Genomic DNA, 14067 nt, shown 5'->3' on the forward strand with positions numbered 1-14067 from the left:
AAATGGGGGCTGCTCTGCAGCCCATCGCCGGCAAGCCAGCTCCCACCTCGACCGCATTGATCTCAAGCCATGTGCGGTACCTGTGGGAGCCGGCTTGCCGGCGATGAGGCCGGGACAGGCTTGCTACAGAATCACCGCGCTTGCCAGTCAGTGCATTTCCCATGCAGATTTGTGGCTTGTCGCGCCCTGCGCGCCTCCAATTGAAAAGCCCTCAGGACCAAGGACGATGAGTCACTCCTCGCAATTCACCTTGCTCGGCAAGCGGCGTTTCCTGCCGTTTTTCATCACCCAGTCGCTGGGTGCCTTCAACGACAACCTGTTCAAGCAGTCGCTGATCCTGGCGATCCTGTTCAAGCTCAGCCTGGGCGACGGCGACCGTTCGATCTGGGTCAACCTGTGCGCCCTGCTGTTCATCCTGCCGTTCTTCCTGTTCTCTGCGCTGGGCGGGCAGTTTGGCGAGAAGTTCGCCAAGGATGCGCTGATCCGGGCCATCAAGCTGGCCGAGATCGCGATCATGGCGGTAGGCGCGCTCGGTTTCATCACCAACCACCTGGCACTGATGCTGGTGGCGCTGTTCGGCATGGGAACCCACTCGGCTCTGTTCGGCCCGGTGAAGTACTCGATCCTGCCGCAGGCCCTGCGCGAGGAAGAACTGGTCGGCGGCAACGGGCTGGTGGAAACCGGTACTTTCCTGGCCATCCTCGCCGGCACCATCGGCGCTGGGGTGATGATGTCGGCTGACAGCTATGCCACCGTGGTGGCTGGTGGCGTGGTCGGCACCGCCGTGCTCGGTTACCTGGCCAGCCGCTGGATCCCGCGGGCCGCTGCCGCTTCGCCGCAAATGCCGCTGGACTGGAACATCTTCAGGCAGTCGTGGGCGATCCTGCGCATGGGCCTGGGGCAGCCGCCGGCGGTGTCGCGCTCGATCGTCGGCAACTCGTGGTTCTGGTTCGTCGGTGCCATCTACCTCACGCAGATCCCGGCCTACGCCAAGGACTGGCTGCACGGTGACGGCACGGTGGTGACACTGGTGCTGACCCTGTTCTCGGTGGGGATTGCCTTGGGTTCGCTGCTGTGCGAGCGGCTCAGCGGGCGCAAGGTGGAAATCGGCCTGGTGCCGTTCGGCTCGTTCGGGCTGAGCCTGTTCGGCCTGCTTTGGTGGTGGCACTCCGGCGATGTGCCGGCTGCGGCGGCACCGCACGACTGGCTGGCGCTGTTGGGCATGGGCCAGGCCTGGTGGATCCTGCTGTCTATCGTCGGCCTTGGGGTGTTCGGCGGCTTCTATATCGTACCGCTGTATGCACTGATCCAGGCCCGCACCGCCGAAGACCAGCGCGCCCGGGTGATCGCGGCCAACAACATCCTCAATGCCCTGTTCATGGTGGTGTCGGCAGTGCTCACCATCATCCTGCTGGGCCTGGCCGAGCTGACCATCCCGCAACTGTTCCTGGTGGTGTCGCTGCTCAATATCGCGGTCAACGCCTATATCTTCAGGATCGTGCCCGAGTTCACCATGCGCTTCCTGATCTGGCTGCTCAGCCATTCGATGTACCGCGTGCAGCACCGCGACCTCGAACGCATCCCCGACGAAGGCGCGGCGCTGCTGGTTTGCAACCACGTGTCGTTCGTCGATGCGCTGCTGCTGGGAGGGGCGATTCGCCGGCCGATCCGCTTCGTCATGTACTACAAGATCTACAACCTGCCGGTACTCAACTTCGTGTTCCGCACCGCAGGCGCCATCCCGATTGCCGGGCGCAACGAAGACCTGGCCATCTACGAACGTGCTTTCGCGCGCATTGCCGAGTACCTGGCCGATGGCGAGCTGGTATGCATCTTCCCTGAAGGCAAGCTGACCGGGGATGGCGAAATCGACGTGTTCAAGGGCGGCGTCAACCGCATCCTCGAGGAAACCCCGGTGCCGGTCATTCCGTTGGCCTTGCAGGGGCTGTGGGGCAGCTTCTTCAGTCGTGACCCGGCCAAGGGCTTTTTCAAGCGCCTGTGGTCGCGGGTGACCATCGTGGCAGGCGCCGCCATCCCGGTGGAGGCGGCGCAGCCAGAAGCCTTGCGTGAGCAGGTCAGCCGCCTGCGCGGCAACCTGCGCTAGGGGAGGGCGTCAGCTGGCGCTGACTTTCAGGCCGACCAGGCCGGTAATGATCAGCGCCACGCTGACCAGGCGTACCAGGGCCATGGACTCGCCGAACAGGATGATGCCGGCGATCACCGTGCCGACGGCGCCGACGCCGGTCCATATGGCATAGGCGGTACCCAGCGGCAACTCTTTCATGGCCAGGCCCAGCAGGCCTAGGCTGATGGCCATGGCGGCGACGGTGAGGACGGTGGGCAGTGGTTTGCTGAAGCCGTCGGTGTATTTCAGGCCGACGGCCCAGCCGACCTCGAACAGGCCGGCGAAGAACAGGATGATCCAGGACATGGTGCGTCTCCATCGTTGTGAATGATGGGGCCGTCCCCGGAATGGTCACGCTGTGCGTCGTGAGGTCGTCCTCACAGTGGATACATGGTGCACACCTGCAGCCCTAGGGGCAAGCCTGTACCGGCCTCTTCGCGGGTAAACCCGCTCCTACAGGGATCTCCACAATTTTCAGACCTGTGCAGTACCTGTGGGAGCGGTTTACCCGCGAAGGGGCCAGTTCAGGCAACTTCAATGCCTGGCCAGCTCCCCACCTTCGGCTTCTGCCACAGGGTCCCCCATACGCCGGAACCAGGTAGACAGCAGCGCCCCGGAAATATTGTGCCAAACGCTGAACAACGCACTCGGCACCGCAGCCAGCGGCGAAAAATGCGCCGCTGCCAGTGCTGCGCCCAGCCCGGAGTTCTGCATGCCCACCTCCAGCGCCAGCGACTTGCGCTGTGCCAGCGGCAGCTTGCACAGCCTGCCGGTCAGGTACCCCAGCAAGTAGCCGAAGCTGTTGTGCAATATCACCACCGCCATGATCAGCAGCCCTGACTCGGCGATCTTCGCCTGGCTGGCCGCCACCACCGCGCACACGATCATCACGATACTCACCACCGACACCAGCGGCAGTACCTGCACCGCCGCTTGCACCCGCGCGCCAAGCAGCCGCTGGGCCAGTACGCCGAGCACGATCGGCAGCATCACCAGCTGCAGGATCGACCAGAACATGTCCATGAAGGACACCGGCAGCCAGGCCGAGGCCAGGAACCAGATCAGCGCCGGGGTCAGCAGCGGGGCGAGCAGGGTGGTGACCGCAGCGATGGCCACCGCCAGCGCCAGGTCGCCGCGTGACAGCCAGACCATCACGTTCGATGCCGTGCCGCTCGGGCAGCAGCCAACCAGGATCACGCCCACGGCGATTTCCGGCGGCAGGTGGAACAGCTGGCACAGCAGCCAGGCCATGCCCGGCATGATCACGAAGTGCGCGACCACACCCAGCATCACCCGCCAGGGCTGGCGGGCGAGGGCGGCGAAGTCATCGAGCTTGAGGGTGAGGCCCATGCCGAACATCACCAGGCCCAGCAGCGGCACGATGGCCACCTTCAGGGCGATGAACCATTGCGGTTGCAGGAAGGCCAGTACGGCGAACACCAGCACCCACAGGGCGAAGGTATTGCCGACGAAGCGGCTGAGGGTGGCGAGGGCACGCATGGGGGGCAATTCCTTTTTGTTTTATCGCTTCAATAATTTCACTGGCCTCTTCGCGGGCTTGCCCGCTCCCACAGGTACACCACAGTACTCAGAAGCTGTGGTGTACCTGTGGGAGCGGGCAAGCCCGCGAAAGGGCCAGTACGGTCTGAGGATATCTCCCAGGCCAGCACCGGCATTTCAAAACCAGTCAGACCCCTTGCGGAATCTCTTCCCCACCCAGCGCCTCGAACAGCACCGGCAGGAATTCGGCAAAGGTCATCATCATCAGCTGGAAGCTGGCATCGAACTGTTGCGCAGCCTCATCGCCACCATCCTGTTCGGCCTGCTCCTGCAGCAGCTCTTCGAACTTCAGGCGCTTGATCACCATCTTGTCATCCAGAATGAACGACAGCTTGTCCTGCCAGGCCAGGGCCAGCTGGGTGACCACCTTGCCAGTGCTCAGGTGCAGCTGAATTTCCTCGCCGGTCAGGTCCTGGCGCTTGCAGCGCACGATGCCGCCGTCTTCGGCGGTGTCGCGCAGTTCGCATTCGTCCAGTACATAGAAGCCTTCAGCTGCCTCCTGCGACTTGACCCACTCGGTCATGGTGGCAACCGGGGCGATTTTCACGGTGGCCGGGCGCACCGGCAGCGAGCCCATTACTTCACGCAAGGTCGACAGCAGGTCTTCGGCACGCTTGGCGCTGGCCGAGTTGACCAGGATTACGCCCAGGCGCGGTGCGATGGCGGCGAAGATCATCGAGCGGCGGATGAATGCGCGCGGCAGGAAGGCCTGGATGATCTCGTCCTTGATCTGGTCGCGTTCCTTTTTATAGACCTTGCGCATCTGCTCGGTCTCGATCTCTTCGACCTTTTCCTTCACCGCGTCGTTGACCACGCTGCTGGGCAGGATGCGTTCTTCCTTGCGCGCGGCAATCAGCAGGTACTCGCCGCTGACATGCACCAGGGGAGCGTCTTCGCCCTTGCCGAATGGCGCGACGAAACCATAGGTGGTCAGCTCCTGGCTGGCGCAGGGGCGGGCCGGCTTGCTGGCCAGGGCCGCTTCCAGCGCTTCAGGCTCGAACGGGACTTCCTGGGTCAGACGGTAGGTCAGCAGGTTCTTGAACCACATGAGGGGCAATCTCTCCTTAATGCATAAGGCGGGCATTATTCTCCGAGCGGTGCTCTCAGGCCAACCCTGTCGGAGTGCCAGTAGCTGTAGCTGAATGTAAAGATGCACGTGGCAACGCTAGGTCTTTGAAAGGTCTGAGGTTTTTTTTGAAAAAAGTTAAAAAAGTGCTTGCCAGGGTACGGGGTCGTCCGTAGAATGCGCGCCACACCGAGACGAAGGGTGATTAGCTCAGCCGGGAGAGCATCTGCCTTACAAGCAGAGGGTCGGCGGTTCGATCCCGTCATCACCCACCACTCGATGTTTAGCGCAGCGGTAGTTCAGTCGGTTAGAATACCGGCCTGTCACGCCGGGGGTCGCGGGTTCGAGTCCCGTCCGCTGCGCCATATTTCACTTCCAGGGCCTACTGAACACCCTGAAGTAACAGAGAAAGCGACCTCAGGGTCGCTTTTTTTGTGCCTGCGATTTGGTGTTTTCGCGAAATCTGCAAAAAGTTTGATAAGTGCTTGCCAGAGCGCCAAGTCGCCCGTAGAATGCGCGCCACACCGAGAGACATGGGTGATTAGCTCAGCCGGGAGAGCATCTGCCTTACAAGCAGAGGGTCGGCGGTTCGATCCCGTCATCACCCACCACTCGATGTTTAGCGCAGCGGTAGTTCAGTCGGTTAGAATACCGGCCTGTCACGCCGGGGGTCGCGGGTTCGAGTCCCGTCCGCTGCGCCATATTACACTTCCAGGGCCTACTGAACACCCGGAAGTAACAGAGAAAGCGACCTTAGGGTCGCTTTTTTTGTTTCTGCATTGAGCAAAAAACTATCTTGTATTGCCTGTCAGGGCCTCATCGCCGGCAAGCCAGCTCCCACCTCGACCGCATTGATCTCAAGCCATACGCTATCCCTGTGGGAGCTGGCTTGCCGGCGAATGGGCTGCAAAGCAGCCCCGGCAATCTCAGCGGCGACGCTCTTCTTCCCGTAAGGTCAGCACCTCGACCCCATCCTCGTTCACCGCCACGGTATGCTCCCACTGCGCTGACAAGCTGTGGTCGCGGGTAATCACCGTCCAGCCATCCTTCAGCGTGCGCGTCCCGCGTCCGCCCTGGTTGATCATCGGTTCGATGGTAAACACCATCCCCGGCTTCAACTTCAGGCCCATCCCGCGCTGGCCAATGTGCAGCACCTCGGGCCCTTCATGCATCTGCTGGCCAATGCCATGCCCGCAATACTCACGTACGACGCTGTAGCCCGCCGCTTCGGCATGGGTCTGGATGGCATGGCCGATATCACCCAGCGTAGCCCCGGGGCGTACCTGTTCGATGCCTTTCCATAGCGCGTCATAGGTGGTGTCGACCAGGCGCTGCGCCTCATCGCTGATCGGCCCGATGCTGTACATCTTCGACGAGTCGGCGATATAGCCGCCTTGTTCCAGGGTGATGTCGACGTTGATGATCGAGCCTTCTTTCAGCACTTCATCGACCTTGGGCATGCCATGGCACACCACATGGTCCACCGAGGTGTTGAGCGCATAGGGGAAACCATACTGGCCCTTGCTCGCCGGGCGGGCCTTGAGCGTGCCGACGATGAACGCCTCGGCGCGGTCGTTGATCTGCATGGTGGTTACGCCGGGGCGGATGAAGCTGTCGAGGTCGGCGAACACCTGGGCAAGCAGCTGGCCGGCGCGGCGCATCAGGTCGAGTTGGGCGGGGGTCTTGATAATCACCTGGGACATGGGGGGAGGGCAGTGGCTCATGCTGGAATGTGCCCCAGCATAGCGCCATGGGGTGCGGGGTTGCCATCGCATGGTGCACAGCCTGTACCGGCCTCTTCGCGGGCACGCCCGCTCCCACCGGTGCAGCACCGCCCTCAGGCCTTGCGATATCCCTGTGGGAGCGGGCATGCCCGCGAAAGGGGCGGCACAGCTGGCCCATAAATTGCTGTTTCACCTCCATCCAGGGCTATCAACGTCGACAGCCCACAAAACTTCACGACAAAGGCGCCGTGTTGCCCCGCTTGCCCAGCAAGCAGGGGCAGCCGGCGCCTTTTTGCGTTCCCTACAGGAGCCCGCCCATGGCCAACAGCGAAGTGCGCAGCGTCTGCCCCTACTGCGGCGTCGGTTGCGGCATCGTCATGAGCGTCGCCGATGGCAAGGTCGGCAAGATCAGCGGCGACAAGCAGCACCCCAGCAACTTCGGCCGCCTGTGCACCAAAGGCCTCACCGCACACCTGCCGCTGACCGCCGCCGGGCGCATGGAGGATGCCTATGTGCGCCAGCAGCGCAGCCAGCAGCCAGCGCGTACCGGCATCGACCAGGCCATCGCTGCCGCCGCCGGGCGCTTGCGCAGCATCATCGACCAGCACGGCCCCGACGCCGTGGCGCTGTACGTGTCCGGGCAGATGTCGCTGGAGGCCCAGTACCTGGCCAACAAGCTGGCCAAGGGCTTTATCCGCACCCGCCACATCGAGTCCAACTCGCGCCTGTGCATGGCCAGCGCCGGCAGCGGCTACAAGCTGTCGCTCGGTGCCGATGGCCCGCCCGGCAGCTATCAGGACTTCGAGCACGCCGACGTATTCCTGGTGATCGGCGCCAACATGGCCGACTGTCACCCGATCCTGTTCCTGCGCCTGCTCGACCGGGTCAAGGCGGGGGCCAAGCTGATCGTCGTCGACCCGCGGCGCAGTGCCACCGCCGACAAGGCCGAACTGTTCCTGCAGGTGCGCCCCGGCAGCGACATGGCCTTGCTCAACGGCCTGCTGCACCTGCTGCTGCGTAACGGCCACACCGACCCTGACTTCATTACCCGCCACACTGAAGGCTGGGACGAACTGCCGGCCTTTCTCGATGACTACACCCCTGACCGCGTGGCCGCCATTACCGGGCTGGCCGAGGCCGACATCATCAGGGCCGCCGAATGGATCGGCAGCGCCAGCAACTGGATGAGCTGCTGGACCATGGGCCTGAACCAGAGCATCCACGGCACCTGGCACACCAATGCGATCTGCAACCTGCACCTGGCCACGGGCGCGATCTGCCGCCCGGGCAGCGGTCCGTTCTCGCTGACCGGCCAACCCAATGCCATGGGCGGCCGCGAGATGGGCTACATGGGCCCCGGCCTGCCAGGTCAGCGTTCGGCGCTGGTAGCGCAAGACCGTGCCTTCGTCGAGCAGCAGTGGCAACTGGCCCCGGGCAGCCTGCGCAACGAAGGCGGCGAGGGCACGGTGGCGCTGTTCGAGCAGATGAAAAGCGGCGCGGTAAAGGCCTGCTGGGTCATCTGCAGCAACCCGGTGGCCAGTGTCGCCAACCGCCAGCAGGTGATCGACGGCCTGCGCCAGGCCGAACTGGTAATTACCCAGGATGCCTTCCTCGACACCGAGACCAACCGCTACGCCGACATCCTGCTACCGGCTGCACTTTGGGCCGAAGGCGAGGGCGTGATGATCAACAGCGAGCGTAACCTCACCCTAATGCCACGTGCCGTCGAACCGCCCGGGCAGAGCCTGCCAGACTGGCAGATCATCGCCCGGGTCGCCTGCGCCATGGGCTATGCCGACGCCTTTGACTACCCCGATGCCGAGGCGGTGTACGAGGAGATCCGCCGCTTTCACAACCCAACCACCGGCTACGACCTGCGGGGCATCGGCTATGCCGAACTGCGCGAGCAGCCGCACCAGTGGCCCTGCGCCCCGGGCCGCGACAACCCGCGCAGCCCGCTGCGCTATCGCAACGACGGCAGCAGCCAGACGCTGTTGCGCGATGCCCAGGGCGAGTGCCCGGTGTTGGCCTTCCCGACCGCCAGCGGCAAGGCCCGCTTCTTCGCCCGGCCCTGGTTGCCGGCGGCGGAGCTGCCGGATGCCGATTACCCCATGGTGCTGAATACCGGCCGCGTGCAGCACCAGTGGCACACCCTGACCAAGACCGGCAAGGTAGCGGCGCTGAACAAGCTGGAGCCCGGCCCCTTCGTGGAAATCCACCGCGACGATGCTGCCCGGCTGGGCATTGCCGAAAAGGACCAGGTGGCCATTCGCTCGCGCCGCGGGCAGGCCGTGCTGCCCGCGCGAATCAGCGACCGGGTCATGCCTGGCAACTGCTTTGCCCCGTTCCACTGGAACGACCTGATCGGCGAGCAACTGGCGATCAATGCCGTGACCTGCGATGCGGTCGACCCGCTGTCGCTGCAGCCGGCGTTCAAGCATTGTGCCGTGACCCTGGAGCGGGTTGCCGGTGAGCGCATCGAAGCCCTTGATCTGAACACTGCCAATCCGGAGCCTGCCCGCATGCCGACCGCCACCCTGTCCCGTCTGCTTGGCCTGGACACCCTGCCAGCTCCGGTGCTGGCCGAGGAAGAGCGCCATTACCTGCAAGGCTTTCTGCTGGGCCTGGACCAGGCTCGCGCCGAGGGCGTGCCCTGTCTGCCGGCCAGTGCGCCGCTGGCCGCCAACCGCCGGTTGTTCGTCGATGGCTTGCTGGCCGGGCTGTTCGCCCAGCCGGCGGTGCTGCCCGATGCGGCGTTGATGGCACCACGGCACCAGGTGCTGTGGGCTTCGCAAACCGGCAACGGCGAGCTGTTGGCCGAACGCTGTGCCGAGCGCCTGCGCGGTGCCGGCCTCGACGTGCAGCTCAGCTGCATGGAAGCGGTCAGCCCGCGCCAGCTGCAGGGCGCCGCCAGCGTGGTGCTGATCGCCAGCACCTTTGGCGATGGTGACGCGCCCGACAGCGCAGCGGCATTCTGGCAAGCCTTGCAGGGCGAGGAGGGCGCCCACTGCGCCGAACTGCCTTTTGCCGTGCTGGCCCTGGGCGACTCCAGTTACGACCAGTTCTGCGGCTTTGGCCGCAAACTCGACCAACGCCTGGCCGAGCTGGGCGGGCGGCGCCTGCTGCAGCGGGTGGACTGCGAGCCGGACTTCGACGACGCCTTCGCCGCCTGGCTGGATGCGCTGCTGCCCACGCTAAGCAGCGCTGCTGCACCGCAACCGGTCACCGAGCCTGCGCCCGTGGCGGCCTATGGCAAGCAGCAACCCTGGGCTGCCACCTTGCTGGAAAACCGCCTGCTGAACGGCCCGGGTGCTACCAAGGAAACCCGTCAACTGGTGTTCGACCTCAGCGGCAGCGGCTTCACCTATGCCGCCGGTGATGCCCTGGGCGTGTGGCCGCGTAACTGTCCCGCCCTGGTCGACGAGCTGCTGGCGCTGATACAGCTCGATGGCCAGACCATGGTCGAACTGAAAGGCCAGCCCGCCATGCCGCTGACCGAAGCCCTGCAAGCGCACCTGGAAATCGCCAAGGTCACCACGCAGCAGCTGCAGGCCTTCGCCGGCAATGCCCCGGACCTGCATCGCCTGCTGCAGCCCGAGTGCAAGGCCGAGCTGCAGGACTGGTTGTGGGGGCGGCAACTGGTCGATGTGCTGCGCGCCTTCCCCCAGCAACTGCCGCTGGCCAGCTGGCTGGAGCTGCTCAAGCCCTTGCAGCCGCGCCTGTACTCGATCAGCTCCAGCCCGCTGGCGCACCCGCAGCAGGTGCACCTGACCGTGTCCACGGTGCGCTATGGCGCGCGCAAAGGGGTGTGTTCAAGCTTCCTTGCCGACCGTGCGCAGGCGCTGAAGGTTGCCATCTTCCCGCAGGTGTCGAAGCACTTTCGCCTGCCCGAGGACGACAGCGTGCCGGTGATCATGGTCGGCCCCGGCACCGGCATTGCGCCGTTCAGGGCCTTTCTCGAAGAACGAGAGGCACGTGGGGCGAAAGGGGCTAACTGGCTGTTCTTTGGCGAGCAGTACGCGGCCACCGATTTCTATTACCAGGAGCAGCTACAGGCCTGGCAGGCTGCAGGGCACTTGCGCCTGGACACAGCGTTCTCGCGCGACCAGGCCGAGAAGGTCTACGTGCAGCAGCGCATGCTCGAGCACGGCGCGCAGTTGTGGCAGTGGCTGGAGGCGGGCGCGTACTTCTATGTGTGTGGCGATGCGCAGCGCATGGCCAAGGATGTGGATGCGGCGTTGCGGGTCATCGTCGCCGAGCATGGCAGCATGGATGCAGCGGCGGCTGCGGCTTATGTCGAAGCGCTGGGCAGGGCCAAGCGGTATCGGCGGGATGTGTATTGATGTGCTCCAAGATGGGGAGTGATGCACTTGGAATGTGCATTTGCTGTACTTGCCTCTTCGCGGGCACGCCCGCTCCTACAGGTACTGCACAGGTCTGAATAAACGTGGAGAACCCTGTAGGAGCGGGCGTGCCCGCGAAGAGGCCGGTACAGGAAACAGGGTTGGCACACTCCCTGCTTTATCCCAGTTACAACAAAGCCCACTGATCAACGGCGATCAACCCGGGCCCCCTACCGTGATGAATACAGGCAAAGGCGCCTGGAGCTTCGGCTCCAGGCGCTTTTTTTTTGATCGAGGATCGGCTTATGAAGGCAACAGCGAGCAGCGGACAACGAGAGCGACTGGTCATCGTCGGCAACGGCATGGTCGGCCACCATTGCGTCGAACAACTGGTCAGCCGCGGCGCCTTGCAGCGCTTCGAAGTGCATGTGTTCGGCGAAGAGCGCCAGCGTGCCTACGACCGCGTGCACCTGTCCGAGTACTTCGGCGGCAGCTGTGCCGAAACCCTGGCCCTGTGCGGGCAGGACTTCTACGGCGCCAACGGTGTGCACCTGCACCTCGGTGAAGCGGTGCTGGAAATCGACCGTGAGCACGCCGAAGTGGTTACCGCCGAGGGCCGTTACGGCTACGACCAATTGGTGCTGGCCACGGGTTCCTATCCCTTCGTGCCACCGATCGAAGGCTCCAGCGGCAATGCCCGCCTGGTCTACCGCACCCTCGACGACCTCGACGCCATCCGCGCTGCCGCAGCCAGTGCCCGACGTGGCGTGGTAGTGGGCGGTGGCCTGCTTGGCCTGGAAGCAGCCAACGCCCTCAAGTCGCTGGGCCTGGAAGCCCACGTGGTGGAGTTCGCCCCACGGCTGATGCCGGTGCAGCTGGACGGCGAGGGCGGTGCCGCGCTCAAGGCACAGATCGAAGCGCTGGGTGTTGGCGTGCATCTGTCGCGGGCCACCCAGTCGATCAGTGCGGGTGAAGACTACCGCTACCGCATGAACTTCGATGGCGGCGAGCACCTGGAAACCGACCTGATCGTGTTCTCCGCAGGTATCCGCCCGCAGGATGCCCTGGGCCGTGCCTGTGGCCTGGACATCGCCGCGCGTGGCGGCGTGGTGATCGACAACCATTGCCGCAGCAGCGACCCACGCATCTTCGCCATCGGCGAGTGCGCCTCGTGGAACGGCAGCGTGTTCGGCCTGGTCGCCCCTGGCTATAGCATGGCGCGCAACCTGGCGGCTTTGCTGATGGGTGAGGCCGCTGGCGAATTCACCGGTGCCGACATGTCGACCAAGCTCAAGTTGCTGGGCGTGGATGTCGGCTCCATCGGCGATGCCCATGGCGCCACCCCGGGCGCACGCAGCTACCGCTTCATCGACGAAGCCAACAGCGCCTACCGCCGGCTGGTGGTGGATGCCAGCGGCAAGCACGTGCTCGGTGCGGTGCTGGTGGGCGACAACAGCTACTACGACACCCTTCTGCAATACGCCCAGAACGGCATCGCCCTGCCAGCCGACCCCGCGGCACTGATCCTGCCGCAAGGCGGCGGCGCACCGGCCCTGGGCGCCGATGCGCTGCCCGATAGCGCGACCATCTGCTCGTGCCACAACGTCAGCAAGGGCGCGGTCTGCGCCGCCATAGACAGCGGCTGCGGCGACCTTGCCGCAGTCAAGGGCTGCACCAAGGCCGCCACCGGTTGTGGTGGTTGCGCGGCACTGCTCAAGCAGGTGTTCGAGCACGAGCTGACCGCCCGTGGCGTGGCGGTGGACAGGAGCCTGTGCGAGCACTTCGCCTACACCCGTCAGGAGCTGTACGGGCTGGTTCGGGTAGAGGGTATCCGCACCTTCAACGAACTGCTCGAACGCCACGGCAAGGGCCACGTTGGCTGCGACATCTGCAAGCCGGCGGTGGGCAGTATTCTCGCCTCGTGCTGGAACCAGCCGATCATGGACCCGGCGCTGGTGCCGCTGCAGGACACCAACGACACCTTCATGGCCAACATGCAGAAGAACGGCACCTACTCGGTGGTGCCGCGCATCCCCGGTGGTGAAATCACCCCCGACAAGCTCATCGTGATCGGCCAGGTGGCGAAAAAGTACGATCTGTACACCAAGATCACCGGCGGCCAGCGCATCGACCTGTTCGGCGCCCAGTTGCACGAGCTGCCGCTGATCTGGGGCGAGCTGATCGAGGCCGGCTTCGAAACCGGCCACGCCTACGGCAAGTCGACCCGCACGGTAAAGTCGTGCGTCGGCAGCACCTGGTGCCGTTATGGCGTGCAGGATAGCGTCGGCATGGCCCTGCGCCTGGAAGACCGCTACAAAGGCCTGCGCAGCCCGCACAAGCTCAAGTTCGCGGTGTCCGGCTGCACCCGCGAATGCGCCGAAGCACAGAGCAAGGACATCGGCGTGATCGCTACCGACAAGGGCTGGAACCTGTACGTATGCGGCAACGGCGGCATGCGCCCGCGGCACGCCGAACTGTTCGCCACCGACCTCGACGACGAAACCCTGGTGCGCCTGATCGACCGCGTGCTGATGTTCTACATCCGCACCGCTGACAAACTGCAGCGCACCTCGGTGTGGCGCGAGAACCTGGAAGGTGGGCTGGACTACCTGAAGCAGGTGATCATCGACGACAGCCTGGGCCTGGCCAGCGAGCTGGAGGCGCAGATGCAGCATGTGGTCGACCAGTATGAATGCGAATGGGCCAACGCCCTCAACGACCCCGAGAAGCTCAAGCGCTTCCGTACTTTCGTCAACGACCGCCGCGCCGACCCGGACGTGCACTTCGTGCGCGAACGCGAACAGCGCCGGCCTGCTGCGCCACTGCACCTGATCCCAACCGTCGAGGAGGCTGTCTGATGAACTTGTCCAATGCTGCTGTGAAAACCCACGAGAACTGGCAGGCGGTGTGCCAGGCGGATGACCTGGTGGCTGATTCCGGGGTGGTGGTTTGGCTCGACGGGGCCCAGGTGGCGCTGTTCTACCTGCCGGGGCAGGTGCAGCCGCTGTACGCGGTGGACAACCGCGACCCGAGGTCCGGCGCCAACATCATCGGTCGCGGCCTGGTGGGCAGTGTGCAGGGCGAGCTGGTGGTGGCGGCGCCGTTGTACAAGCAGCACTTCAGCCTGGAGAGCGGGGAGTGCCTGGAGGATAGCGGGCAGCGCCTGCGGGTGTGGCCGGTGCGGTTGAACGGGGAGGCGGTGGAGTTGGCTGTGGCCTGAAAGTCATCTGCCGCCTGCACCGGCCTCTT

At 64.6% G+C, this 14067-nt stretch carries 8 protein-coding genes and 4 tRNA genes; 8 read left to right on the forward strand and 4 right to left on the reverse strand.

Features of this window, described 5'->3' with window-relative positions:
- Positions 1–226: 226 nt before the first annotated feature.
- A complete protein-coding gene (locus ACK56M_RS06895; RefSeq protein WP_015269262.1) occupies positions 227–2104 on the forward strand; it encodes an MFS transporter in 1878 nt (625 codons plus the stop codon).
- A gap of 9 nt (positions 2105–2113) precedes the next feature.
- On the opposite strand, the gene sugE is transcribed toward ACK56M_RS06895, so the two are convergent.
- The 3 genes from sugE to rdgC all read right to left on the reverse strand — a co-directional run bounded on the left by sugE (position 2114) and on the right by rdgC (position 4733).
- Positions 2114–2431, reverse strand: a complete 318-nt coding sequence (gene sugE, locus ACK56M_RS06900; protein ID WP_009686221.1) for a quaternary ammonium compound efflux SMR transporter SugE — start codon at positions 2429–2431, stop codon at positions 2114–2116.
- A 228-nt stretch (positions 2432–2659) separates the two neighbouring features.
- On the reverse strand, positions 2660–3625 hold the full coding sequence (locus ACK56M_RS06905) for a bile acid:sodium symporter family protein (protein ID WP_411959315.1): 966 nt from the start codon (positions 3623–3625) through the stop codon (positions 2660–2662).
- A gap of 187 nt (positions 3626–3812) precedes the next feature.
- Positions 3813–4733 (reverse strand): recombination-associated protein RdgC, encoded by a 921-nt coding sequence (gene rdgC, locus ACK56M_RS06910; protein ID WP_013971401.1) that lies wholly within the window; start codon positions 4731–4733, stop codon positions 3813–3815.
- 217 nt (positions 4734–4950) lie between these two features.
- Between rdgC and ACK56M_RS06915 the strand changes: the two genes are divergently transcribed.
- The 4 genes from ACK56M_RS06915 (at position 4951) to ACK56M_RS06930 (ending at position 5452) form a co-directional block, all read left to right on the forward strand.
- Positions 4951–5026, forward strand: a tRNA-Val gene (locus ACK56M_RS06915).
- A gap of 13 nt (positions 5027–5039) precedes the next feature.
- Positions 5040–5116: transfer RNA gene (locus tag ACK56M_RS06920), tRNA-Asp, on the forward strand.
- 170 nt (positions 5117–5286) lie between these two features.
- A tRNA-Val gene (locus tag ACK56M_RS06925) sits at positions 5287–5362 on the forward strand.
- 13 nt (positions 5363–5375) lie between these two features.
- Positions 5376–5452, forward strand: a tRNA-Asp gene (locus tag ACK56M_RS06930).
- A gap of 225 nt (positions 5453–5677) precedes the next feature.
- Here ACK56M_RS06930 and map read toward each other — a convergent pair.
- Entirely contained in the window at positions 5678–6526 is an 849-nt protein-coding gene (gene map, locus ACK56M_RS06935) for a type I methionyl aminopeptidase (protein WP_080604847.1), read from the reverse strand.
- Positions 6527–6792: 266 nt separating this feature from the next.
- Here map and ACK56M_RS06940 point away from each other — a divergent pair, with 266 nt between their 5' ends.
- From ACK56M_RS06940 to nirD, 3 genes are all read left to right on the forward strand, one after another.
- Entirely contained in the window at positions 6793–10818 is a 4026-nt protein-coding gene (locus tag ACK56M_RS06940; RefSeq protein ID WP_411959316.1) for a molybdopterin-dependent oxidoreductase, read from the forward strand.
- A gap of 305 nt (positions 10819–11123) precedes the next feature.
- Complete coding sequence (nirB, locus tag ACK56M_RS06945; RefSeq protein ID WP_139657534.1) at positions 11124–13676, forward strand: nitrite reductase large subunit NirB; 2553 nt, start codon at positions 11124–11126, stop codon at positions 13674–13676.
- Entirely contained in the window at positions 13676–14038 is a 363-nt protein-coding gene (gene nirD / locus ACK56M_RS06950) for a nitrite reductase small subunit NirD (protein ID WP_015269267.1), read from the forward strand. Before nirB ends, nirD begins: the two co-directional genes overlap by 1 nt.
- The last annotated feature ends 29 nt before the right edge of the window (positions 14039–14067 follow it).

Origin of the sequence: Pseudomonas sp. s4 (genome assembly GCF_046764235.1) — a bacterium.
In the GTDB taxonomy this organism is placed as follows: Bacteria; Pseudomonadota; Gammaproteobacteria; order Pseudomonadales; family Pseudomonadaceae; genus Aquipseudomonas; species Aquipseudomonas asiatica.